This is a genomic window from Pseudomonas sp. Soil_N_39 (genome assembly GCF_057655955.1).
This window is the reverse complement of sequence record NZ_JBDGLI010000004.1, coordinates 431465-454129: the sequence shown is the minus strand read 5'-3', so window position 1 is coordinate 454129 and position 22665 is coordinate 431465. Positions and strand designations below refer to the sequence as shown.

Here is a 22665-nt window from a genome sequence, read left to right as displayed (position 1 = left end):
AAGAGAGCAGATTTGTTTCTCTGCTCTAGACGTCCGCTCTTGGCCGATTCTGTTGAAAAAGTAGCTCCCCTGTCTGGCCTGCGTGCAAAATCTTCGCATCGGCCAGCAGGGAAGCACACAGCATGAAGGGACAGTTATCGAGTGGACAGGAACGGCTGTTTTACTCGTTCAATCTCGAAGATCACATCCCAACCAATCACCTTCTGCACAGCATTGATCAGTGTCTTGATCTGAGCGATCTGCGCCATTACCTCGCCGACTTCTATAGCCCGATTGGGGACGGCGATCTGTTTCGCTGGTTGTTCAATGAAGTGCTGCGTCGCTGCATGGACGCAGGCCTGGTCAAAGGCGAAGGCTTTGCTGTGGACGCCAGCATCATCAAGGCGGATGCGAGTCGGCAGCGCGAAGTACCGGGTGATGAGCCGGTCAACTGGAGCGATCCGTCCCTGAAAGAATCGGCCGAAGGCGTCCGGTTGGAATGATGGAGTCTGGCCCAAAAGCAGATGCTCAGCAGTACCCACAGTGCCCCTAAGCAAAGCAGCGGCTGAACGCCTTAACGACAACACAAGCACCCACTGATCAGCGGCCGATCAGGGTCGTTTTCAAAAAATGTAACCACCACTTCCATGCCCGTCCGGGGCGGTCCCATCTCACAACGCCAATCGGAGCCCCCCTTCAACCAACAACAACTCTTGTCATCAAATCTGTCTTCGCCGTCCCAGGGGAATCTGACCTTGATCCTTGCGAAGCGCCGATCACTCTGGATCTCTTCGTCTTCCAGCGCGATGACTACAGCGCTCTGGTCGCTTGGCATCCGAGGTTTTTTGTGGGCCAACGACGGACGATAGGACACATTCCATGGAAGAACGATAAAGCGGTTGCGGTAGCCCTGATGAACGTCATCTTCGTTGTCAGTGTTGCCACCGGCGACGTGCTCATCCAATACCTGTGGTTGCCGGCCTTCGTGGATGACCTGGGTCAACAGCCATGGGGCGTTCCACTCCTCGCGCGGATGGCCTGAGATTTCCACTACATGGCCGCTGACGAAACGAGTCTGGTCACTCTGCCCTTCAGCTTGGCGATAAGCCGCATGGCGGCGCTCCCTGGTACGAAGACGTATCTGCTTGCCGTGTTCATGACCGGTGAAACGCTCCGGCCTGCCATCGTCTTCAATGTCCAGCTGTTGCTCGACATCATCGTTGTAGTGCGAGATACGACGGGTGAGCTGTCCCAGACGCAGGTTGATGCGCTTGATCAGTGGCTCGTTGACCAACCTATCGTGCTCTTGCCCATAGGCAGTGGGTTGCCCAATCCTGGGGAAAACCGTCTGATCATCACCAAAGACCAGCACGTGGCCTTGAGTGCTGTGCTGGAAGTGAAAGTGGATACCTTCTTCTTCGCACAAGCGCTGAATAAAGTGCAAATCCGTTTCGTCGTACTGGGTGCAGTAATCACGCTGAGGGTAGGTCGCTTCCAGATGAAACCGATAGGCGTCACCCAGGATGCCGTGTTCTTCCAATATCAAGGCAACGATTTTCGGCACCGAGAACCGTTGATAGATCCTCTGGTTGATACGGTGACGCAAGTAGGACAGGTGCGGTACGAGGGCCAAGCGGTAATGTGTCAAACGCTGGCCATGACCGCTTTGTGCAATGTGGTAGACCCGTCCATGAATGCCGTTGTTCTTCGCGTCTAACGTCAGAAAAGCCTCTTTGTCGAAGAGGCTTTCGAGATCCAGATCAGACCGCTCACTCACACACTCCACGTTGAAGAGGTAAGGCCTGTTGATCCCCTCCTCTCCAGTGAATGCGAGCACTTGAAAATCGTGTTCGAAACCGTTGATGGTCAAACTGAACTGCGTTTGATTGGCTGGGGTGAACATCCGCTGTTCTCTTTTTACATAAGGCGGCGCAATGGACCGGAAGACACCGGACTGATGAATTGGCAGATAACCAGCCCTGCGCCCCCGTATATCGGCGTTTACAGCTTACTTTCCAGACATACAACTCAAAGCCAGATCACACACCACTCTTCACTTTGGTCCAGATCCGTGTGCGGATTCGCTCCAGTTTCAAGGGCAGTGGTTCAAGTGGAATAAGTGTAGCGATGGTCTTCTTGTCTGGATAAATCCAAGGATTGTCTCGCAGCTTCTGCTCGACAAACTCGGTGGCATCCTTGTTTGCGTTGGGGTATAGCGTGTGGTTTGAGGTCTTGGCGATAATTTCTGGTCGCAACATGTAATTAATGAAGGCCATGCCTGCCTTGGGATGGGGCGCATCTTTTAGCAGTACCAGGTTCTCCGACCAGGACAGCGCGCCTTCGCGAGGAAGACTGTAGTTAATCTTGCGTCCCGTGTTGGACTTCTCGTTGATGGCCTGTGCAGCAAGGGCACCATTGGCCCATCCGACCACTGCACAAATATTGCCGTCAGCCAGGTCGGCGTCGATTCTGGACGAGTCGAAATAAAGAATGTAAGGACGGATTTTCAACAGTAGGGCTTGAGCTTTCTGGTAATCATCCGGGTTCTTGCTATTGCTAGGGAGCCCAAGGTAGTTCAAGGCAATCGAAATGATCTCACTTGGAGAGTCAAGCATTGCCACGCCACACGACTGGAGCTTACTGATGTTTTCTTCTTTGAAGATCAGGTCCCAGCTATTCACCGGAGCATTATCACCCAATGCTGCTTTGACTTTGTCAACGTCATAACCAATGCCGGTAGTGCCCCACAAATAGGGTACGGCGTAGCGGTTACCAGGATCATTGACCGCGAGTTGGGACAAGATATCAGGATCGATATGTGAAAAGTTACTCAGTTGATTGCGATCCAAAGGCTGAAGAACTCCCGCCTGGATCAGGCTTGGCAACACATTGGAGGTCGCCACCACCACGTCGTACCCGGTGCGACCGGCCATGACTTTGCTCTGCATGATTTCGGCGCTGTCGAACGCATCCATATGCACGCCCGTGCCAGTTTCCTGCTCAAATTCCTTTGGCGTCTCCGGCGCAAGCAACCCGAACCAGTTATACAAATACATCCCCGGTTCTACAGCCGCCACAGATGTGCTTATCCCCGCACAGAGAAGCGAGGCCGAAAAAATGGTTCGCAAATGTGACTTTCTCATGCAACATCCTTGTCAAGACGATACGCCCTCATGGCCATCGTAAACCCTAGCAGCGAATATACCGAGTGTTACTGAATAGTAAATACCTACGAATACTTACCTTTGACCTGCGACTACCTAACCCTAAAGGGGTAGAAAATGCCGTTTGACCTCCATAGCCTGGCTTGGCATCGATCGATTGGGAAGCTGATCATGCAGTTGAATCGTCCAGACTTCTGGAGTTCACTGGTTCGCACATTAAATGAATATGTACAGATCGATAATTGGGTTGTATTGATCTTCAGCAATCAACACGTGCAGGTCGTCAGCCTTCCTGAAGTAGCGGATGCGGAAGAAGTTGACGCATTCATTCATCGCTACGTGAAAGGTCTTTACTTGCTGGATCCGTTTTATATCGCTAATCGAGAAAACCCACAGAGTGGCTTCTTCCACCTATTGGACATTGCACCGGAATACTTTCTTGAAACCGAGTACTACCACAAGTATTTTGCACAATACATCTCCATGGATGAGGCACAGTACAATGTCCAGCTCGACCCCGACCGAACCTTATGCATTTCCATCGGCAGCAAAGTCCGTTTTAACCAGGAACAAATAACCCTGCTCGACATCATCAAACCGTGGGTAACTGCATTGATGCATCAGCGCATGGGGTTTGAAAGTGACGTAGAGAAAACGCTGACCGAGCCGCCTCTGTGGCCAGAAACGGTCAACCAGCTTGGCACACAAATAACAGCACGGGAAAGTGACGTACTGCGCTTATTACTCAGCGGTTTTTCCAATAAAGAAATAGCCGGGAAGCTGTCCCTCTCGGCGGAAACCATAAAAGTCCACCGCCGCAACATTTACGCAAAATTAAACATCAAGTCACAATCAGAGCTGTTTGCTCGATTTTTCATGCCAAAACAGAATGTTCCCGCTACCCATTGAAGTCAGGGCATCAGGCTACTTGGCGCTGTCACGCGCCTGCTAGCATCAAGTCCAGATTCTGCACCGCCGCGCCAGCGGCGCCCTTCCCAAGATTGTCAAACACCGCAGCGAGCAAAACCTGCCCGGTCTCATCATTCTCAAACACCGACAACCGCAAATCATCAGTCCCGTTAAGCGCCTGAGGATCAAGGGTCGTCAGCGCTTTGGCTTCCTGCATCGACATTACGTGTACATGGCGCGCATCGGCGTAGTGCTGCGTCAGACACGCATGCAACTGCATCGCGCTCACGCCTGGCGCCAACAACCGGGTTTGCACAGGTATGGTCAGCACGATTCCCTGTCGAAAAGCGCCATAGGCCGGCACAAACATCGGCCGCTCCGTCAGTCCGCTTTGCTGCTGAATCTCCGGAATATGCTTGTGTGCCAGTTCCAGCCCATAGACCTGAAACGCCGACGCCTGTGCTGCGCCCGCTCCTTCATGCTCTTGCACGCCGACCCGCCCTTTTCCGGAATAACCCGACACGGCATGAATGTTCATCGGGTAATCCCTCGGCACTAGTCCGGCCTCCAGCAATGGGCGCAGTAAGCCTATCGCCCCCGTTGGATAGCAACCAGGGTTGCTGATCCGTCGCGCGGTGGCAATGCGCTGGGTCTGCTGCGGATTCATTTCCGCAAAACCATAGGTCCAGTCCGGATGGGTACGGTGCGCCGAACTCGCATCGATCACCCGAACGAGGGGGTTTTCGATGGACGCTACAGCGTCGCGCGCGGCTTGGTCGGGCAAGCACAGAATCGCGATGTCGCAGCGGTTGATGGCTTCGGCGCGACGTTGTGGGTCCTTGCGATATTCGGCGCTGAGGGTGAGCAGCCGCAGATCGCTCCGGTCGTGCAGACGTTGATGGATTTGCAACCCGGTGGTGCCTTGGTCGCCATCGATGAATACAAGGGGACTTGCCATGGGCATGCTCTCGAACAGTGGAAATCAGGAGTCCCAATGTTCAGCGAGGCGCTAAGATAGGAAAAGTTGAATTTATAAACGCTGTAATTCAGTTTTTCTGAATAAGGACGCACTTATGCGGGAAATCAGCCTGGACCGTCTGCGCACGTTGGTGGCGATTGCCGACCTGGGATCGTTTGCCGAAGCAGCGCGTGTGCTGCACCTCGCGCCACCCACCGTCAGCCTGCATATCGCCGACCTGGAGGCACGGCTGGGCGGCAAGCTGTTGTCGCGCACCCGTGGGCGCGTTCAGCCTTCAGCGATAGGGAACACGCTGGTGGAACGCGCGCGGCGCCTGTTGGCGGACGCGGAGCAGGCGCTTGAGGAAGTGGAACGTCAGGTACAGGGATTGACCGGGCGTGTGCGGCTAGGCGCGTCCACCGGGGCCATCGCACAGTTGCTGCCGAACGCTTTGGAGACGTTGAACCAACGCCACCCCGCGATCGATGTGCAGGTCGCGGTGCTCACCTCCCAGGAAACCCTGAAGAAGCTTGCCGAGGGCTCCTTGGAGATCGGTCTGGTCGCGCTGCCGCAGCCGCCGGTGAAGGGCTTGCGGATCGAGCCGTGGCGACGGGACCCGGTCATGGCCTTCTTGCCGGCTCGCTGGGAATGCCCGGCTACCGTGACGCCCGGTTGGCTATCCGCCCAGCCGCTGATTTTGAACGACACCACCACTCGCCTTTCGCGCTTGACGTCGGAGTGGTTCGCCAGTGACGGTCGACAGCCTGTGCCGCGCATTCAATTGAATTACAACGATGCGATCAAGAGCCTGGTGGCGGCGGGATATGGGGCGACGTTGTTGCCCCATGAGGCTTCCACGCCATTGCCCGATACCAGGATCGTCATGCGGCCAATAAAGCCCTTGTTGTGGCGTCAACTGGGGATTGCCCACCGTCGTCAGGACATCGAACGGCCTACGCAACACGTGCTGGATGTGTTGTGGGAGTTGAGTGCGCAGTAATTTTGTCTGGGCAGAGGTATTCTGCGCGGCGTAAAAACACGATCCAGGCCTGCGGGGTGCAACCGCTTGTCAAGGCCCCTCGAATGGTCCTGAAAGACGGCGCATCAGGAGATTTGCATGTTGTTTGGACATCGGTTCGAGCGCACCGCGCAGGATGACCTGCACATCCATTCGCGCAATCTGGTGCAGAACGCATTCGTGCTGCTGACAGGCGCGCTTGCCTTCATTTTGCCGGTGGCGTTCGCCGTGTTTGTGATCGCGGATGAAGGCTCGCCCCTGACTGACCTGGATCCGCTGACTTCACTGCTGTTCGTGCTCGGGCTGTTGCTGATTCCTTCACTCGGCCTACTCCTGATGGTGTACACCGGCATCCGCGAGACCTTGCTGTTATCGCGACGCGACGGTGAAGGCAAGCGCCGCACCCGAAACTTTTTTGGGCGTCGCGAGCGTGTTCATTCGGTCTTTAGAATCGATACCCCCAACTACCTCGAACTTCGCCGCCCCCCAGATGCCGAGCCCGCCTACACCCAGCTGTGGCTGGTGATGCGCGATGGCACCGAGCACCGCCTGACTACTGACAACGTTCCGGTAGTGCCGGGAAGTCAACGCACCGACATGTGGCTGCGTGAACTGGCCGACTACCTGAACGTGGCAGTGCCCACCGAAGTCGTGGTGGGCTCGGCGGCGGCTGTGAAGAAGGCAACCTACAGGCGCGCTCCAGCCCCAACCAGCGGTAAAGCGGTGAGGGAAGCCAGACAGCGCAAAACCAAGGGGCTCAAACCTTCCGATGAGTCCACCGAAAAACTCGGCACACCCGCACGCGCCCTGCTCCTTCTCATGGGTGTTTTCCTGGCACTATTGGAGCTGAGTCACGTCATCGCATTGGTGCCCGCTCTGTTTGCCGGACGGCTGCGTGTCGGCGGTCGAACGGGCACGACCACCTTCTACTGGGCCGAGCAACCGCTCACCTTCTCATTCAACATGCTGGTGGGCATGGCCGAGGTGTTGATCATCGGACTCATCGCCTGGGGTTGTCTGCACATGGCGATCCGGGGCCGGATGAGTTCCAATCCCTGAAGGTGGTCAATTCGGCCGTCGCTCGGTCAGAAACGGTGAGCAGGAAGCTGCCCCGTCAATATGGTAGACCCTCGGCTCTTCCGAAAAATATTCCTCCAAGCCCATCATGAACAGCCGATGGTCTTCACTCTCTTCGAAACCCGGCGTGTGATCCTCGAGTGACTGCCATTGCACGATCAGGTTGAATTGCTCGGGGGTCTCAATCCCTTGCGCTAGTAGGTGACCGCAGTAACCCTTTGCGCGGGTGAGCAAGGGAGCGACCTCGGCAAATGCACGCCTGAACAGTTCAATGCGTTCTTTGTAAATGGGGAGCAGAGCGATCTCATAAATCATGGCGTTCCTCGAAAATGACTTGAACGGTTAAAAGTGCGCACTTACGCGATGAGCGATGGCTCGACTGCTATCGCGATTTTTCCTTGAACGCCGTTGTTGGGACTCTCCAACCGGGCATGGGCGAGCGCAATGTCGGCAAGCGAATAGACGGCGCCAACGTGTGGCCGCAGCTGACCTCGCTCGACCAATGCGCTCAACTCGTCGAGTTTGCCGCGGTTCTGTCTAGTGAAAACGAAGTGATAACTCGCGTTCTTGCCCCAGGCCTGGACAAGGTTTTGTGGCTGCGCAATGTCCACGATCGAGACAACGCGGCCAAGCTGTGCCAGCGCGTCGGGGCTGCGCGACAAGGTATTGCCGCCGATGGTGTCGAACACAACATCCACTCCGCGACCACCCGTGTCCCGCATGATGGCGTCGACGTAGTCCTCCTTTTCATAGTCGATGACCACATCGGCTCCCAGGCTTCGCACGAACCCAGCGTTTGACTCACGCACGGTCGTGAACACCCTTGCCCCCATGGCTTTTGCCACCTGGATCGCCACATGACCGACGCCCCCCGCGCCGCCGTGGATCAGGATGCTTTCCCCCACTCTGAGCGCCGCACGCACGATCAATGCTTCCCATACCGTCCCGCCAACCAAGCTCAGACTTGCCGCCTCCAGATGGCTCAGCGAGGAAGGCTTTTTCCCGATGATGGTTTCGGCGGCAACGTGGTACTCGGCATAACTGCCTGGCCCGTCAAATATCTGCGGGGTGTACCAGACTTCGTCTCCTGGAGCGAAGGTGGTCACGCCTGGCCCAACCTCTTCGACGACGCCCGATACATCGTGTCCGGTAATGGCCGGCAGTTGCACCAAGTCGGGATAGTCGCCGCGTCGAACCTGGTAATCCAACGGATTGATGGAGGTTGCGTGCACTCGCACCAAGACTTGTCCGGTGTGCGGTACAGGCTTGGGCACATCGCGGAGTTCGAACGATCCCGACCCACCGAATGATTTAAGTACCATTGCTTTCATTGCAAAACCCTCGAATCTAGAAAAAGGAATATCGAGATATCTCGATATTTTACAGTAAAAAATTACAGCTCTTTCCCTATGACCTCGGCAAGCGCGCTGATGGTTGCTTCATTGCGTTTGTAGTAGGTCCACTGACCGATACGCCGGACTTCGACCAAGCCCACTCGTTGCAGCGTTGCAAGGTAACCAGACACCGTTGACTGCGACAGGCCGATACCTTCTTGAATACTGCTGACGCAGACTCCAACCGTGAGAACGTCACCTTCATCCTGCGGAGGGAAGTTCTTTGCGGGATCCTTCAAGCCTTTCAAGATTTCCAGGCGTGTAGGGTTCGAGAGCGCTTTGAATATTTCGATCAATTCCATGTCCCGAGAATATCGAGATTTTTCGATATGTCAATACCCTGTTTTGCCCCCCCCCCCGCAGCCCCCCAACATCCTGGGCAACACGCTAATAGAGCCATATCCACACTTCATATAACCCTCAAAGCAGTCTTTAAATGGCAGAATCCCCGTAATCGATCTTTCGGAGACCCCCATGCTTCGCGTATTTGAACAAAGACTCGACCCTTTCCCACCCGACGAAGTACCCCCGCCACCCGAAGGCCTGGCTCGGTTTCTTTGGGCCTGCACCCGGGGCGCCCGCGGTTACATCCTTGCATTCGCGCTGCTCAGCGCCGGTGTATCGATCTACGAAGCCTGGCTGTTTTCCTTCCTCGGCCAGGTCGTGGATCTGCTCTCGACCTGGCAGGCCGGGGGTGAGGCGGCGGCGCAGGAGAGTCGCGTGCTGTGGGGCATGGGCATCGTCATGGTGGCAAGCATCGGGCTGGTGGCGTTGCGCACCATGGTTCAGCACCAGATATTGGCCATCAACCTGCCGTTGCGGCTGCGTTGGGACTTTCACCGCCTGATGCTGCGGCAAAGCCTTTCATTTTTTTCCGATGAGTTCTCTGGTCGGGTCACCACCAAGGTGATGCAGACGGCACTGGCCGTGCGTGACGTGCTGTTCACCCTGATTGAGATCGCACCCGGCATTGGCGTGTATTTCATTGCGATCATCGCCTTGGCCGGCGGCTTCGCCCTGAAACTGATGTTGCCTTTCCTGGCCTGGATCGTGTTGTTCGGACTGGCCATGCTCTACTTCGTGCCCCGCTTGGGGAAAGTCGGACAGGAACAGGCCCATGCGCGCTCATCGATGACCGGGCGTATCTCGGACGCCTACACCAACATCACGACCGTGAAGCTGTTCTCCCACTCCAATCGTGAAGCGCACTTCGCGCGCGCGGCCATGGAGGACTTCAAACAGACCGGCTTTCGCCAGATGCGCCTGGTCAGCCAGTTCGAAATCGTCAACCAAGCATTGGTAGTGGGATTGATCATGGCTGCAGGCGGTTATGCCCTTTGGCTGTGGCATCAGGGCGATGTCGGCGCCGGTGCGGTGGCGGCGATCACCGCCATGGCGTTGCGCATCAACGGCATGTCGCATTGGATCATGTGGCAGATGACCTCGCTGTTCGAGAGCATCGGCACCGTGCAGGATGGCATGGACACCCTGACCCGCGGCCCCAAGGTGCAGGACGCGCCGGACGCCGGGGTGCTGGTGACCTCTGGCGGAGCGGTCACCTTCGACAATGTGAGCTTCAACTACAACGGTGAACGCCAGGTGCTCGATGGCTTGAGCCTGAACATTCGCCCGGGCGAGAAAATCGGCCTGGTGGGCCGCTCCGGCGCCGGCAAATCCACGCTCATCAACTTGCTGCTGCGCTTTTATGATGTCGACAGCGGGCAGATTCGCATTGACGGCCAAGACATCGCCCACGTGACGCAGGACAGCCTGCGCAGCGCCATCGGCATGGTCACCCAGGATACGTCCCTGCTTCACCGTTCCATTCGCGACAACATCGCCTACGGCCGACCCGATGCGAGCGACGCACAAATCCGCCGTGCCGCGGCCAATGCCCAGGCCGATGAGTTCATCAGTCAACTGAGCGACCGACAAGGTCACAGCGGCTACGACACCTTGGTGGGCGAGCGCGGCATCAAGCTGTCGGGCGGCCAGCGCCAACGCATCGCGATTGCCCGAGTGATGCTCAAGAACGCTCCGATCCTGCTCCTTGACGAGGCGACCAGCGCGCTGGATTCGGAAGTCGAAGTGGCCATCCAGGAAAGCCTCGATGAAATGATGCAAGGCAAGACCGTCATCGCCATTGCTCATCGACTGTCGACGATTGCGGCGATGGATCGGCTGATCGTCATGGATGATGGACGCATTATTGAACAGGGTACCCACGCTGAATTGCTCGCCAAGAACGGTATCTATGCGCGGCTGTGGCACCATCAGAGTGGCGGGTTCCTGGGTGAGGATCGGTGGGTGAGCGAGGCGATGGATCAGGTATGAGCGTGGATGGCCTGGAGTGATCTGCAGGTGGATGCTTTGGGTCGTCAGTTGTCCTTCACAACGGGGAGCTTTCGGCCAAAAGCGGACGGATGATTCGCACCGGAGACTTGCAACCGGGAGAACTTTCGCTGGCGGGAGCCGCTGTGTATCATCAGCGCGGGCTGATGCTGCCCGCCGCTCGCTTCCGAAAGGAAAGGTGAAAGCATTTCTTCTCTTCCCAGATCCTATCGCATCTCTTGAGAGTCGAGGTTTGGCAACGCGAGCACCAAAATGCCTCGACTACAGGAGGAACGATGTTTTCAATCGAACAAGCCAAGCAGATGGCCAAGAGGCTGCGTGCCTCGCTAGAGTCGCGCAATCAAGCATTGACTCACTCCACGGCTCTGGAAACAGTAGCGCACCAGTTGGGCTACAAGGACTGGAACACTGCGTCAGCGATGCTTTCCCAGGAAGATACCCAACCCGCCATTACATTCGACAAAGCCATCCCGATATTGCGGATGTTTGACGAAACCAAGGCGCGCGAGTTCTATCTTGATTTTCTTGGTTTCAGCGTCGAATTCGAGCACCGATTCGAAGCTGATCTACCGCTGTACCTAGGTATCAGCCGAAACGGTCTGCAGGTCCATCTTTCCGAACATCATGGCGATGCTAGCCCGGGATCGACGATATTTGTCCCGATGCAAAACATCGAACTGCTCCGGGACGAATTACAGAGCAAACGATACGGATACGGACGTCCGGATATTGTTCAACAGGGCTGGGGCCAAGTTCTGGAAGTGTATGACCCATTCGGCAACCGAATTCGGTTCTGCCAAAGCTGATCCTAGTTTGCGGGCTGGGGAGACCCAGTCCGCTTTGGTTCGACTGCCGCCCTTAGTGACTGGCAGCAATCGGCCATAAGCGGTCATCTAGGTTGAGCGTTATCCGGATTGATTTTGTCTTCGACGTCAAATCTACTCAACAATGCGGCTCCATCCGAAACACCAAGAATCTGATCAATTGCACATATTTTCTGGGTCGCACACTCGAGTTGAAAGTCAGCGTTGCCGTATGCAGCCTCCGCCTCATTGTGGAGCGCATAGGCCATATGGGCCGCGACACGGACGCTCATTGGAGCATCTACATCACTGCCCAGATAATCAGCAAGCAACGTCCTGATCTCTATTAGTGCAAGCGCGAGTAGCCTGGTTTGAGCAGTCTGCATAAACGTATCCCGGGTAACACAACGAATTTGCGAACGGACTTCGCAAGGTTACATAAACTTTCAGATTGTCAAAAGCGAAAGGCCGTTATGGGTCGATAGCTGCCGGACGTGGATGAGCGCTTTCGACCCGAAGCTGCCTTTCAGCCCAAACGAAGAGCCAAAAAAGCCATAATGACCCAGGGTCTGATTCTTCTCGCTGGATGTCAGGAGTGCACATGGCTGAACGGTTTCGCATACGGTTGATGTTTGAGTGGGGAGGCGGTGCATTGTGGTGCGGGAATCAGGTCGCTTTAGCAAGATTCTCGGTGGGATCAATCGAAGAGAAACTGCCATTGAGCGCCACTACTCTCGAGAGGCTGAGTGTAATGACACGCTGGCACGACACCGCCTTGAACTGGGAATACCCACCAGATCCAAGTCCTTGGAATGCGGCCGAATATACGGAATTTGACGACGCTGCCGAGGCTCTGCTTGCGGCTATCCAAGAGGAGCTAGGTGCCGAGTTTGAAGTAGTCTATGAAAGGCTCTAGATGTTTATTCTCGGCACGCGCAAGGCTGGCCGAGGAGCGGTTGATTGACATCAGCGATCATTAACCCCGTCCGGTCAGATTACGGGCCACCTACGAGCCACGGATTGGGTTCGTCAAAGCGAGCCGGTGTCGCCATTTTTCCAGCGAAGAAACCCTCAAACACCAAGTGGAATCTCTCGCGGAAATCGTAGATCTGCTTTCTTTTCAGATTTCGGATCTTGAAGCGATCCTTCCGATCAAAGTGGCAACCGAATAGCAGAGAACTGTAGCTGAATATCTCGAACACCCTATGTGAGAGTGCCTGACTGAAGCTTGTTTCTGTTGCGATTTTATAGAGTGCCCACTCCAGCAGCCAGTATTCTTCACGATCCCAGAGTCCCGCTTCGTGTAATCGTCCGATGAACGAGGCGTCTTCGTATGCTTCGCTCCCAACGAAATTTCTTGCGATCACAGCGTGCGGATCCATGTTAAGCATTTCCATATCGGATAAGGTCGACAGCGTACCGAGGTGCCCGCTCTCGGACAATCTAAAGCACAACTTCCGCGCCCTACATAGCGGAGCGGTTGGCTAGCCATTCACCCATGGAGCCCAGGAAATGCAGGTTTTTGAAATTTTACCGCTCGAGGCTATTGGTCCTGTTCGTCTTGGCGCTGCACGCGCTACAGCGAGGCAAAAAATGGCTGCCATCGGATTCCCTCTCGAGCATTCCCAGGACCGCGTCGATTATTTTTGCGAGTCCTGCGTGCAGGTTTCCCACGGGCCGAACGATGAAGTACGCTTCATTGGTGTCTCCGGAAACCCGAACGTCACGTTCATGTTCAAGGGAGTCGATATCTTTGCGAACTCTGCCACACATGTATTTTCAGTGATGGCTGCTTCGGACAATTCCGGCCAGCACGAATTCTCATCCTATGAATACCTGTTTCCAAACCAAATCCTGACGCTATGGGATGCGGATGAACAATATGACCGCCAAGGAGGAGAAAGCCGTGAAGTCTGGGGTCAGGTCGGCATCGGAACCAGCGCTTACATGGCAGCCATTCGCGCCATCAAGACAGGCATGTGAATGGATCCCGATTGAATGAGAGATGGTTTACAGGGCCATCTTCGAGCAAAACGCGACCCGTTGGGAACGGCAGTTTTCGGCCAGGAGCAGACATTCAGTTCAGAGTGATTGGCATCGACAATCGGCAGTCTCTCGCGTGTTGACACTCGTCTAAACAGCTTAAGATACGTTTTGAAACGGCCGGAAAGCTGCGAAAAACTCCAAATCTTTGACTGCCCTACTATCTGATACGGAGAACCTGTCACTTTGAGTTATGGACAAGATGTTGCAGTTGTTGAGGCCTTTCAAAGGCTTGCGCAATCAATTGGCATTGAGTTTCCAGAGCGCCTCGCGACTCTAATGGGAATTGCACATACAGGAACGGCAGCACTGAGTAGCCTTGAAGATTTTCTATGGCTTGATGCCGAACAGGCCGGGCGAGAAATCAATGAGTGGCTTAATCCTGATGACCAGCAAGGTCGAACCTTTCTTCCCTTTGCGGTTACAGGCGGCGGTGAGCCTTACTGCGTGGTGCGATTGGAAAACGGCGCTTCGGGGATTGCTCAAGTACTTCATTTTGCACAGCCATCCTCATTGGCCTACGGCGATGTCTCTTCGTTCGTGACAAGGGAGTACGTGCGCGTCGCTAGGGATCTATCTTGGCTACCGCCTAAAGCAGACTTCAGTTTTGCACTGAAAAGTGAAATAGCATTAATCCAAGCCGCCCTACTACCCGCAGATTATTCACTTCTTGAGGCCCTGTTCAGTCGGCAGTGTGTGGCTATGAACTACCAGGCTGGGCCTCGAAGTACTCCGAAAACTGTCCAAGCCTTTATTTCTCAAGAAGAAGAGGAATCTCTAGCCGCCCGACTGCGCCATCCGAACCCAATTGAATTCGAAGCTATTCGTGCCTGGATGCGCTAATTGTCCATTTCGTGCTCGGTGCCTAAAAATGGGCAAGTTATTGACCAATCATTGACTGCGATGAAGGGCCGCAATGGGTCGGAAGCAGCCCTTCGCTTCCGACCCGATCCATCTTGGGGAAAATGGAATCTATTCCACCGGACGCTTACCTAGGGTCGATGACATCCAGCTAACGTCAGTCGGGTCCGCCACTGTTCGCGACTAAACGAAGTGGGGTGGCGGCTGTGCGCAGGTTAGTCGACCGGGACGTTAGGAAACCGGCGCACCCGAAAGTGCCCTGCGCACAGCCACCATAAAATCAGCGAGAAAATCGTGGCCTGACTTCAAGGAGACCTTGCGCCTAACGAGATACCGAGCGACTAAACCCGACCGCTGAATTGGCAGCGGTGGACAAAGACTAGGTACCGAAATCAGCAGGCGCAAGGGACTGGAATTTTCTAGGAAATGTCCTGCAAGTCAATGGGTAATATTCGCTCCGTCAATTCCTACAAACTCGTTTAACCGTTCCACCACCGAAAAAGGTTGCAACGTTTGTCCAGCTCTAACGCCCTTTCCGGAGAGATCACAACTCCTATCGCAATCGCATAAATCCGATCGGACGTACCGCTTTACTTAATCTCAACCAATCGCACTGCCTGTGACCCGTCCAGGGATAGGTGAATCACGGCGGCCCGGCTCGGAAAATTCGGCGCATCCTCATCGGTGTTCTCCATCACGGGAATGTCGATCAGGGTCTGCTCACCGGTCGGGTCGCTGACCAATTTGGCATCGAGGTTGTCGATGGCCCGCCAGCTGTCGCCACCGATGCGCATCACGTCCAGCAGGCTGTAGTGCGGCACGCCCTCTTCGTTCTCCTCGGGCGTGAAGGCGGCTAGGTATTGGCTGTAGTTGTTGCCCATGCCGAAACCCTCGATGGTGAAAACCGCAAGGGTGACCTGACTGTCCTCGCCGGTGTCCAGGGTCTGCATCAGTGTCGCTTCGGGATAGCCGGTGGCATAGCTGTCCTTGATGAGCGCGACCAGGTGCCCAATCTGTTCTTCCAGGGCTTTTGGAACGGGTTTCGGTTCAGCGGCGTTAACCAAGGTGCAGGTAAAAAATAAGGCAGCGGTCAGAAAGCGCAATTTCATGGAAGTGAAGTCCGGGGGTGTCGGGAGGTCCGCGCGCAATGGTAGCGGTTGGAAAAGGAATTGGGTGGCGAATTGTTGATGGGTTTTGTGGTGGGGTGCACAACCTTTGTTCGCGAAAGCGATGGGTCAGTTAGCATCAATGTTGGATGTACTGCCGCTATCGCGAGCAAGCTCGCTCCCACACTGGAAACCGGGACAACCGCCATTGTCTATCCATCCGAAATCCCCGTGGGAGCGAGCTTGCTCTGCCCGGCGTCAGGCCTCTGAGCGGATACGTTCGACCAGGCGGGCCTGGAGTTTTTCAAGCTCCTCGGGATCGGCCTTGCCCCGGCCATGCACGCCCGCCTCCTCACCTTCCCAGCGCGGGATGATGTGCACATGAATGTGATAGACCGTTTGCCCGGCCACCGCACCATTGAACTGCGCGACCTGGACCCCGTCCGGCTGCAACTCGTCCACGATAATCCGCGTCAGGCGTTGCACGGCAGCCATCATCGCGCCCAGGACGGCGGGTTCGACTTCGAGGATGTTTCGCGCCTGGGAGGCTTTAGGGATGACCAGGACATGGCCGCGCGATTGCGGAAAGAGATCCAGGAAGGCCAGCACATCGGCGTCTTCGTAAATCTTGTAGCACGGCGCATCGCCGCGCAGGATCAGCGCAAAGATGTTCTGTGGATCGTAATGACCGTGGAGACTCATGTTCACTCCTTGAATGGGTTTGGAGAAGTGGGTTGCCGGTAAGAGATTTAGCACAGTCCAGCGGCAACGTCTCGTAGGCCTGCTTGAAGGTCAGGGCTCGGCTTGCTGGGAATGGTGTTGTATCAGTGGGTGATGTATTGCCTGTGCCACCGTCATCGCGAGCAAGCCCGCTCCCACAGAGGATTTGTGGTGGTCACTCAGTCACTGTCCACCGCCGGTCATTGTGGGAGCGAGCTCGCTCGCGATGGCGGCGGGTCAGTTGGCATCAGTGCTGGATGCCAGGCCGCTTTCACGGGTTTTCTTCAGCGTGACGGCGATTTTCTGCCGCAATTGGTTCTCCGAAAACGGCTTGTGCAGGACCGGGCACCCGGCGTATTCCGCTGGCAGCCCGCTAGCGCCGTATCCGGTGCTGAATAGAAAGGGGATTTGGCGACCGCGAAGAATGTCGGCCACCGGGTACACGCGCTCGCCGGCCAGGTTGACGTCCAGGATCGCCAGGTCCACCTGCACCGAGCCGGCGATTTCACATGCAGTCGCGAGCCGGGCGACCGAGGCCACCACTTCGCACCCGAATTCCTCCAGCATCTCCTCGATCAACAGGGCAATCGCGCCTTCGTCTTCGACGACCAGCACCCTGGTTCCAGCCAATGGGATCATGCCCCAGCCGCTCCAATCAGGAACGCAAAGCGACAGCAAACGCCCTGTGGGGCGTAGGTAAGGTCAAACGTGCCGCCCAAGTCGCGCTCGATGCAGCGTTTCATCAGGCGCGAACCCAGCCCTTCCCGCTCCGGCGGGGAGACCAGCGGCCCTCCACGCTCGTGCCAGTCAAGAGTAAGCAGCGTCCCGTCCGCTTGAGTTTGCAGGTGCCATGTGACGGCTAGCGTCCCCGTCTCGACCGACATGGCCCCGTACTTGAGCGCGTTGATCGCCAATTCATTGAGGGTCATCGTGAGGTTGAGCGCCACGCGAGTGCCGACGTCCACGGCCGCCCCTTCGATCACGACACGGCCCGGCTCATGCCCAAAGACCGGTAGCAGCACTTCATGGGCCAGGGTGTCGAGCGGCGTCTGGCCCCAATGGCGCTTGGTCAAGAGGTCGTGTGCCCGCGACAACGCCAAAAGCCTTGCCTCGAAACGCCTGTAGCCGTCCTTCGCATCCTCGGCATTGCGCGCGGTCTGGGCCGCCAGCGATTGCACCGTGGCCAGGGTGTTCTTGACCCGGTGATTGAGCTCATCGATCAGCGTCTTCTGCCGGCTTTCCGCCTGCTTTCGTTCGGAAATATCGACCAGCATGTTGATGGCACCCACCAGGTTTCCATCGGCATCATGCAAAGGCGTGGGAAACGGCGTGAACGGTACACGGCTGCCATCGGGCCGTTCTGCGATCGCCTCGACGCCGCGTATCGGCCGGTTTTCCTTCAGCGCCACCGCCATCGGGCATTGATCGTGGGGCAGTGCGGTTCCGTCGGTATTGAACAGCTTCCAGGTCACACACCACATGTCACCCAATTGCGGTGTGCGCCCCGACAGTTCGACAGCGGCGCGATTGTAGAACGTGATGCGCCCTTCGGCGTCGGTGGTGTACACCGCGGCAGGCAATGCTTCGAGCAGATTGCGCATGTGCCGTTCGCTTTCGCGGATCTGGTTTTCCATCCGCCGCGCCAGCGTGACGTCCTGCAGCACCCGCACGCCATAACGAAACGTACCGTTGGCGTCCCTCACCGACGAGCTGTGGATGTCGAGGTAGACCACCTCGCCATCGGGCTTCAGAGCGCGCTTGCGCAGCACGTAGTTATCCAGTTCACCGGCCACCTGGCGGGCGTACAACTGCGCATCCTGCGGGATGCAGTCCGGGTGGGTGTAGTCCAGGAATGTCATCGACAGGAGCTCCTCCCGCGACCGGCCCAGCATGTTGCACAGGGCGTCGTTCACCCGGAGCAAGCGACCGTCGGTATCGGCTTCGGAAATCCCGATGGTCACCGCCTCATAGGTCGCCGAAAGCCGGTCATCGCTCTCCTGGCGCGCCGCCTCGGCCGCATGGACGCAGCTTCTGTCGATGGTAAAACAACGGGTGTTGAAGAGTTTTCCGTCCTCGAAGCGTCCGTTTGAAGTGATCGTGACATGTTTGATCGAGCCGTCTTTGGCCCTCAGGCGCGCCGGATAGCTCTCCAGGCAATCGCCACTGCCCAGCTTGGTGAGGATGTCGCCAATAACAGGTTCGTCGACATGAAACTCAGTGATGTGCCGCCCGATGTATTCTTCTGCGTGATAGCCCAGCAGCGCCAGCTCCGCCTTGTTGGCGCGCAGGATGATGCCCTCGCCACTGACGATATGCAGGCCCACCGCACTGTTTTCGAAGAAGTCTTCCAGGTCGGCACTCTTGCGCCGAAGTTCCTCGGCCATGGCGTGGTGTGCCGAAACATCCTGGAAGCAGTTGATCACCCCTTGAATGACGCCCCAACGATCCCTGAGAGCGCGGATGTTCATCAGCGCCACGAACCGCGAGCCATCCGGACGTTGGATGATCACTTCCTGGTTGCGCGACGCAACGCCCGTATCGAGCGCCGAGGCCGTCGGGCAGTGTTCGAATGCCAGCGGCGTACCGTCGGCCTGGAACAATCGATGGGCGCCGCAAAAACGGGCGCCGTTCTCTCCGAGTGCTGGCGCCCTGCCCCACAGCTCCGCCGCCTCGCTGTTGTACCGCACGAGCCACCCCTGGTGATCGCAGAGGTACACCGCACCGGGAATGGCATCGAGCGCGCTCGTTCCCATCGCGATCAAGCTTTCGTACTCACTCGGCGCCTGTGTTTGCGTGGGTAGCTCTTCAATGTTCGACATCAGTCATCCTCAAACCGCCTGGCTGAAGCACCCTCGCTGTCCTTCGCGCCAGGGCCATCGCCCGGGTCGGTGGTTTCAGCTCGCAGAATCCCTTTTAAAGGCCGATACGGCGACTGCTCACAGGGCTTCAATGGAGTCTAGATCGCTATTCATCGGACGAGTTCAGGAAAATCGACGCCATGACCTTCGCGCCTCAAAACTTGAAGAGTGCCTGGGGTGCCTGGACCATTAACGCATGCATCAGCAACGCCGAACACTCCAACGCGCGCAACTGCGCCATGACCGTCTCGAAGCCCACATGTTCTTCATGCTGGGTGTGCGGCCAATCGCTGCCCCACACCAGCCGTTCGGGGCCGAAACTGCGCTCCAGCAAGGCCAACGAGGCGCTGGCGAATTCAAGGTTGCGTGGGGCCGTTGCGCCCAACCGATAGATACCGGACACCTTCATCCACACCTGCCCGCCCTGCCCCAGCGCCATCAATTGAGCAAAGCCAGGTTGATCCAGCCCCAAACGCGCATCCGGGCGACCGAAATGATCGACCACCAACTTGAGGCCCCATGGCAACAGCTGAGCCATCAACCCCGGCAAGTCCACCAGGTTGGCATGCAACTCGACATGCCAATCCAGTTCCGCGATGTGACCCAAAAAACCGTTCCAGGCGGCGTCACGAAAATCAGGCAGGGCCTTGCCCATCAGATTCAAGCGCACCCCGACCACGCCCAGCCGGGCCATGTCGTCCAGCTCGGCGCGGCTGACGTCTCGCTCCACCACCACGACCCCGCGCAACTGCTCCGGTGCTTGCCGTAGCGCGGCCAGCAGGTAGCGATTATCGGTGCCGAGAAAGCTCGGCTGCACCAACACGCCATGGCTCAAGCCGTGGGCGTGCAGGTGGCTCAGGTATTGAGCGAGCGTGGCGTCATAACCGGGTGTGTAGCGCCGGACGGCGGCCAGTTCCAGCTCACGGTTGAACACGTGGGCGTGGCAGTCAATGCCGGTCATCGGCTTGGTACAGGTATCAACCATGGGTTTCATCTATCGACAATAAGGGAAATCAGGCTCGGGCGCTCTGGCTGTCACGCTCAACCACAGGCGCCGATGCCGCAGTGGCTTCCAGGCTACGGCCACGGGTTTCCGGCAGGCACAGCGCTGCGATCACCGCCACGCCGTAGGCAATCCCGGCGTCGATGCCAATGGCCGAGCCCAAGGACATGGAGTCGCTCATGTGGCCGACCAGGAACGGGAACACCGCCGAGAGCACCCGGCCGAAGTTGTAGCAGAACCCCACGCCGGCGCCGCGCACATCCGCCGGGTACAACTCGTTGAAAAACGCCCCGAGGCTCGCCGGAATACCGGCCGCGAAGAAGCCGAGCGGGAACCCCAGGAACAGCATCTGGGTGTTGCTCAACGGCAGGAACACATAACACTGCACCGTGACCACGCAGCACAGCGCGAACAACACGATGTTTTTCCGGCGACCAATGCGATCGATCAACAGGCCACTGACCACGCAGCCGCACCAGAAGGCGAAGATGATCACCGCCAGGTAGCCGCCGGAGTTGAGCACCGACAGGTTGCGCTCGGTCTTGAGGAAGGTCGGCAGCCAGGTCATCACAGCGTGGTAACCGCCGTGCGCACCCAGGCCCAGCAACCCGCCGAACAAGGTCACACGGATCAACTCGGGACGAAAGATGCCGGCCAGGGATTTGAAGAAACTCTGCGGAATGACATTGTCTTTTTTCAGGCGCTGGAAACTGTCGGGCTCTTCAACGTTGCGGCGCACCCAGATGATCAGGAACGACGGCAGCAGACCCACGACGAACATCACCCGCCAGGCCATGTCCTGCGGTACGAGGGAGTAGATCAGCGTGAAGACGCCGACCGCCAGCCCCCAACCCACCGCCCAGGCGCTCTGTACGGTGCCCATGACCTTGCCGCGGTACTTGGGGTTGATGGTCTCGGCCATCAACACCGCGCCGGCGGCCCATTCCCCGCCGATCCCGAAGCCCTGCAGGGCCTTGACGATCAACAGTTGGTGGAAGCCGGTGACGAACGCCGACAGGAAGGTGAAGAACGAAAACCACAAGATCATCCATTGCAGCGTGCGCACCCGACCGTAGCGGTCCGACAGCGTCCCGCCGACCCAACCGCCAATGGCCGAAGTGACCAAGGTCACGCCGCTGACCAACCCGGCATCGCCCTTGGTCAGGGCGAACGCGGCGATCAACGCCGGTATCGCCAGGCCGAACATCTGTACTTCCAAGGCATCGAGCGACCATCCGCCGAAACAGGCCCAAAACGTTTTGCGCTCCCGCGCAGTGACTTGGCGATACCAACTGAACATGCTTCTTATCCTTGTAAGTGGAACGAAAGGCAGCCGAGAGCGAACCGCGCCGCTACAGGGCCAGTCATGGCAAACAAAAAACGATAAGGACAGCGGCGACCGACTCGCCGCTGAACGCCCCTAGCCGGGCTGCGTCAGCGAATTTCCACGCTGTAGCGGAAGTGCTCGGCATGCCCGCGAGAGCGTCGCCACTCCAGAGGGTTGCCGGCGTAGTCCCGCGCCAGGCGCTCGATCACCACCACCGGGCTGTTGACCGGCACCTGCAGCAATCTTGCGTGCACCTCATTCACCGATTCGGCGGTGAGGGTTTCTTCGGCATAGGCAACAACCTGGCCGCAGACTTCTTCATAGATGGGGTAAAGCAACGGGCCTTTTTGACTCAGGTCGATTTCGAGCAAGGCTTGGAAGCGATTACGGGGCAACCAGATTTCTTCGGCGAGCACCGGCTTCACGTCCAGCAGACGCACCCGCACCAGGCGGATCACTGGCGCATCCACCGGCAATCCCAGCGCCTGGGCTACCGCCGAAGGCGCGGCCACCGGTTCCACGGACAAGATGCGGCTCTCGGGAACTCGGCGTTCGCCTGAAGCGCTTTGAAAACGGAAGAAACGGAACAGCGACGATTGAAACTGCGGTCGACGAATGAAGGTGCCGCGCCCCTGCTGACGCTCCAGGACGCCCTCGCTGACCAGCGCATCGATGGCCTTGCGCACCGTACCGGTCGACAACTGGTATTCGGCTGAGAGTACCGCCTCAGTAGGAATCGCCTCCCCCGGACGCCAGCGGTTATTGGCGATCTGTTCAGCCAATTGGTCGCGCAGACGTTGATACAGCGGCAGGCGGACATCACTGGAGAGAGATTTCATTGACCTTATTCACCTTGTTATCTAGTCATATATATGAATATGCAGGCAAGTATTTGCTGAAGGTCGATTGCTTGTCAAGAATGCGCAGGCTAGCTGATTGACAAAGGGTCTCCAGCAGCGAGGCAACGCCTGTTTTTAACAGCGCAAGCCATTGAATTTCACTCGCTCATCGGCACCTTCGCTGTCCGTTGATAAAGCCCGCACTGCGTTGGGGCAATGCCCGGCCCTGCAGCTGAACGCAATTAACAACGTTT

At 57.2% G+C, this 22665-nt stretch carries 23 protein-coding genes and 1 pseudogene; 9 read left to right on the top strand and 15 right to left on the bottom strand.

Annotated elements, in window-relative coordinates; genetic code table 11:
* Positions 1-122 precede the first annotated feature (122 nt).
* A pseudogene (locus tag AC3A5O_RS09325) lies at positions 123-479 on the top strand (IS5/IS1182 family transposase); the annotation flags it as partial.
* Positions 480-553: 74 nt separating this feature from the next.
* On the opposite strand, the gene tssI reads toward AC3A5O_RS09325, so the two are convergent.
* Positions 554-1882, bottom strand: a complete 1329-nt coding sequence (gene tssI, locus AC3A5O_RS09320) for a type VI secretion system tip protein TssI/VgrG (RefSeq protein ID WP_305467361.1) — start codon at positions 1880-1882, stop codon at positions 554-556.
* Between the two features lie 136 nt (positions 1883-2018).
* On the bottom strand, positions 2019-3122 hold the full coding sequence (locus AC3A5O_RS09315; RefSeq protein ID WP_305467362.1) for a polyamine ABC transporter substrate-binding protein: 1104 nt from the start codon (positions 3120-3122) through the stop codon (positions 2019-2021).
* 138 nt (positions 3123-3260) lie between these two features.
* On the opposite strand from AC3A5O_RS09315, the gene AC3A5O_RS09310 reads away from it, so the two are divergent.
* The gene (locus tag AC3A5O_RS09310; RefSeq protein WP_305490637.1) at positions 3261-4052 is read left to right on the top strand and encodes a response regulator transcription factor; all 792 of its coding nucleotides are present in this window, start codon (positions 3261-3263) and stop codon (positions 4050-4052) included.
* A gap of 28 nt (positions 4053-4080) precedes the next feature.
* Here AC3A5O_RS09310 and argC read toward each other — a convergent pair whose 3' ends face one another.
* The gene (gene argC / locus AC3A5O_RS09305; protein WP_487753128.1) at positions 4081-5010 is read right to left on the bottom strand and encodes an N-acetyl-gamma-glutamyl-phosphate reductase; all 930 of its coding nucleotides are present in this window, start codon (positions 5008-5010) and stop codon (positions 4081-4083) included.
* A gap of 115 nt (positions 5011-5125) precedes the next feature.
* On the opposite strand from argC, the gene AC3A5O_RS09300 reads away from it, so the two are divergent.
* Together AC3A5O_RS09300 and AC3A5O_RS09295 are read left to right on the top strand one after the other, a co-directional pair.
* Positions 5126-6010 carry a LysR family transcriptional regulator gene (locus tag AC3A5O_RS09300; RefSeq protein WP_487753127.1) on the top strand — a complete coding sequence of 295 codons (885 nt, stop codon included), beginning with the start codon at positions 5126-5128 and terminating at the stop codon, positions 6008-6010.
* 117 nt (positions 6011-6127) lie between these two features.
* Positions 6128-7087, top strand: a complete 960-nt coding sequence (locus AC3A5O_RS09295) for a hypothetical protein (RefSeq protein ID WP_122565731.1) — start codon at positions 6128-6130, stop codon at positions 7085-7087.
* A 6-nt stretch (positions 7088-7093) separates the two neighbouring features.
* Here the strand turns inward: AC3A5O_RS09295 and AC3A5O_RS09290 are convergent, their stop codons facing one another.
* The 3 genes from AC3A5O_RS09290 to AC3A5O_RS09280 form a co-directional block, all read right to left on the bottom strand.
* Entirely contained in the window at positions 7094-7420 is a 327-nt protein-coding gene (locus AC3A5O_RS09290) for an antibiotic biosynthesis monooxygenase family protein (RefSeq protein WP_487753126.1), read from the bottom strand.
* Positions 7421-7461: 41 nt separating this feature from the next.
* Positions 7462-8436 carry a zinc-dependent alcohol dehydrogenase family protein gene (locus AC3A5O_RS09285; RefSeq protein WP_487753125.1) on the bottom strand — a complete coding sequence of 325 codons (975 nt, stop codon included), beginning with the start codon at positions 8434-8436 and terminating at the stop codon, positions 7462-7464.
* Between the two features lie 62 nt (positions 8437-8498).
* Entirely contained in the window at positions 8499-8801 is a 303-nt protein-coding gene (locus AC3A5O_RS09280) for an ArsR/SmtB family transcription factor (protein ID WP_122565734.1), read from the bottom strand.
* Between the two features lie 172 nt (positions 8802-8973).
* On the opposite strand from AC3A5O_RS09280, the gene AC3A5O_RS09275 reads away from it, so the two are divergent.
* Positions 8974-10833, top strand: a complete 1860-nt coding sequence (locus tag AC3A5O_RS09275; RefSeq protein ID WP_122565735.1) for an ABC transporter ATP-binding protein — start codon at positions 8974-8976, stop codon at positions 10831-10833.
* A 293-nt stretch (positions 10834-11126) separates the two neighbouring features.
* Positions 11127-11657 (top strand): glyoxalase superfamily protein, encoded by a 531-nt coding sequence (locus tag AC3A5O_RS09270; RefSeq protein WP_122565736.1) that lies wholly within the window; start codon positions 11127-11129, stop codon positions 11655-11657.
* An 83-nt stretch (positions 11658-11740) separates the two neighbouring features.
* On the opposite strand, the gene AC3A5O_RS09265 is transcribed toward AC3A5O_RS09270, so the two are convergent.
* Positions 11741-12040, bottom strand: a complete 300-nt coding sequence (locus AC3A5O_RS09265; RefSeq protein WP_305467370.1) for a hypothetical protein — start codon at positions 12038-12040, stop codon at positions 11741-11743.
* Positions 12041-12255: 215 nt separating this feature from the next.
* Between AC3A5O_RS09265 and AC3A5O_RS09260 the strand changes: the two genes are divergently transcribed.
* On the top strand, positions 12256-12570 hold the full coding sequence (locus AC3A5O_RS09260) for a hypothetical protein (RefSeq protein ID WP_305467371.1): 315 nt from the start codon (positions 12256-12258) through the stop codon (positions 12568-12570).
* A 79-nt stretch (positions 12571-12649) separates the two neighbouring features.
* On the opposite strand, the gene AC3A5O_RS09255 is transcribed toward AC3A5O_RS09260, so the two are convergent.
* The gene (locus AC3A5O_RS09255; protein WP_163006704.1) at positions 12650-13036 is read right to left on the bottom strand and encodes an Imm41 family immunity protein; all 387 of its coding nucleotides are present in this window, start codon (positions 13034-13036) and stop codon (positions 12650-12652) included.
* A 130-nt stretch (positions 13037-13166) separates the two neighbouring features.
* Here AC3A5O_RS09255 and AC3A5O_RS09250 point away from each other — a divergent pair, with 130 nt between their 5' ends.
* Positions 13167-13637 (top strand): hypothetical protein, encoded by a 471-nt coding sequence (locus AC3A5O_RS09250; protein ID WP_122565740.1) that lies wholly within the window; start codon positions 13167-13169, stop codon positions 13635-13637.
* Positions 13638-13883: 246 nt separating this feature from the next.
* Positions 13884-14540, top strand: a complete 657-nt coding sequence (locus tag AC3A5O_RS09245; RefSeq protein ID WP_487753124.1) for an SMI1/KNR4 family protein — start codon at positions 13884-13886, stop codon at positions 14538-14540.
* Positions 14541-15148: 608 nt separating this feature from the next.
* Here AC3A5O_RS09245 and AC3A5O_RS09240 read toward each other — a convergent pair.
* The 7 genes from AC3A5O_RS09240 to AC3A5O_RS09210 form a co-directional block, all read right to left on the bottom strand.
* Complete coding sequence (locus AC3A5O_RS09240; protein WP_122565742.1) at positions 15149-15667, bottom strand: hypothetical protein; 519 nt, start codon at positions 15665-15667, stop codon at positions 15149-15151.
* 255 nt (positions 15668-15922) lie between these two features.
* Entirely contained in the window at positions 15923-16366 is a 444-nt protein-coding gene (locus AC3A5O_RS09235) for an HIT family protein (RefSeq protein WP_122565743.1), read from the bottom strand.
* Between the two features lie 255 nt (positions 16367-16621).
* The gene (locus tag AC3A5O_RS09230) at positions 16622-16999 is read right to left on the bottom strand and encodes a response regulator (RefSeq protein ID WP_240998428.1); all 378 of its coding nucleotides are present in this window, start codon (positions 16997-16999) and stop codon (positions 16622-16624) included.
* A gap of 20 nt (positions 17000-17019) precedes the next feature.
* On the bottom strand, positions 17020-19203 hold the full coding sequence (locus tag AC3A5O_RS09225; RefSeq protein ID WP_487753123.1) for a PAS domain-containing sensor histidine kinase: 2184 nt from the start codon (positions 19201-19203) through the stop codon (positions 17020-17022).
* A 193-nt stretch (positions 19204-19396) separates the two neighbouring features.
* Positions 19397-20227: an amidohydrolase family protein gene (locus AC3A5O_RS09220; protein WP_487753122.1), complete on the bottom strand. Its 831-nt coding sequence runs from the start codon at positions 20225-20227 to the stop codon at positions 19397-19399.
* A 28-nt stretch (positions 20228-20255) separates the two neighbouring features.
* A complete protein-coding gene (locus tag AC3A5O_RS09215; RefSeq protein ID WP_487753121.1) occupies positions 20256-21545 on the bottom strand; it encodes an MFS transporter in 1290 nt (429 codons plus the stop codon).
* A 134-nt stretch (positions 21546-21679) separates the two neighbouring features.
* Complete coding sequence (locus AC3A5O_RS09210) at positions 21680-22411, bottom strand: GntR family transcriptional regulator (RefSeq protein ID WP_122565748.1); 732 nt, start codon at positions 22409-22411, stop codon at positions 21680-21682.
* Positions 22412-22665: the final 254 nt, after the last annotated feature.

Coding starts and splice junctions, on each gene's coding strand:
- AC3A5O_RS09265 (WP_305467370.1), bottom strand. CDS start 12,040: ATGCAGACTGCTCAAACCAGGCTACTCGCGCTTGCACTAATAGAGATC.
- AC3A5O_RS09285 (WP_487753125.1), bottom strand. CDS start 8,436: ATGAAAGCAATGGTACTTAAATCATTCGGTGGGTCGGGATCGTTCGAA.
- AC3A5O_RS09270 (WP_122565736.1), top strand. CDS start 11,127: ATGTTTTCAATCGAACAAGCCAAGCAGATGGCCAAGAGGCTGCGTGCC.
- AC3A5O_RS09260 (WP_305467371.1), top strand. CDS start 12,256: ATGGCTGAACGGTTTCGCATACGGTTGATGTTTGAGTGGGGAGGCGGT.
- AC3A5O_RS09315 (WP_305467362.1), bottom strand. CDS start 3,122: ATGAGAAAGTCACATTTGCGAACCATTTTTTCGGCCTCGCTTCTCTGT.
- AC3A5O_RS09255 (WP_163006704.1), bottom strand. CDS start 13,036: ATGGATCCGCACGCTGTGATCGCAAGAAATTTCGTTGGGAGCGAAGCA.
- AC3A5O_RS09220 (WP_487753122.1), bottom strand. CDS start 20,227: ATGGTTGATACCTGTACCAAGCCGATGACCGGCATTGACTGCCACGCC.
- AC3A5O_RS09290 (WP_487753126.1), bottom strand. CDS start 7,420: ATGATTTATGAGATCGCTCTGCTCCCCATTTACAAAGAACGCATTGAA.
- AC3A5O_RS09310 (WP_305490637.1), top strand. CDS start 3,261: ATGCCGTTTGACCTCCATAGCCTGGCTTGGCATCGATCGATTGGGAAG.
- AC3A5O_RS09240 (WP_122565742.1), bottom strand. CDS start 15,667: ATGAAATTGCGCTTTCTGACCGCTGCCTTATTTTTTACCTGCACCTTG.
- AC3A5O_RS09225 (WP_487753123.1), bottom strand. CDS start 19,203: ATGTCGAACATTGAAGAGCTACCCACGCAAACACAGGCGCCGAGTGAG.
- AC3A5O_RS09275 (WP_122565735.1), top strand. CDS start 8,974: ATGCTTCGCGTATTTGAACAAAGACTCGACCCTTTCCCACCCGACGAA.
- AC3A5O_RS09300 (WP_487753127.1), top strand. CDS start 5,126: ATGCGGGAAATCAGCCTGGACCGTCTGCGCACGTTGGTGGCGATTGCC.
- AC3A5O_RS09210 (WP_122565748.1), bottom strand. CDS start 22,411: ATGAAATCTCTCTCCAGTGATGTCCGCCTGCCGCTGTATCAACGTCTG.
- AC3A5O_RS09295 (WP_122565731.1), top strand. CDS start 6,128: ATGTTGTTTGGACATCGGTTCGAGCGCACCGCGCAGGATGACCTGCAC.
- AC3A5O_RS09215 (WP_487753121.1), bottom strand. CDS start 21,545: ATGTTCAGTTGGTATCGCCAAGTCACTGCGCGGGAGCGCAAAACGTTT.
- argC (WP_487753128.1), bottom strand. CDS start 5,010: ATGGCAAGTCCCCTTGTATTCATCGATGGCGACCAAGGCACCACCGGG.
- AC3A5O_RS09235 (WP_122565743.1), bottom strand. CDS start 16,366: ATGAGTCTCCACGGTCATTACGATCCACAGAACATCTTTGCGCTGATC.
- AC3A5O_RS09280 (WP_122565734.1), bottom strand. CDS start 8,801: ATGGAATTGATCGAAATATTCAAAGCGCTCTCGAACCCTACACGCCTG.
- AC3A5O_RS09250 (WP_122565740.1), top strand. CDS start 13,167: ATGCAGGTTTTTGAAATTTTACCGCTCGAGGCTATTGGTCCTGTTCGT.
- tssI (WP_305467361.1), bottom strand. CDS start 1,882: ATGTTCACCCCAGCCAATCAAACGCAGTTCAGTTTGACCATCAACGGT.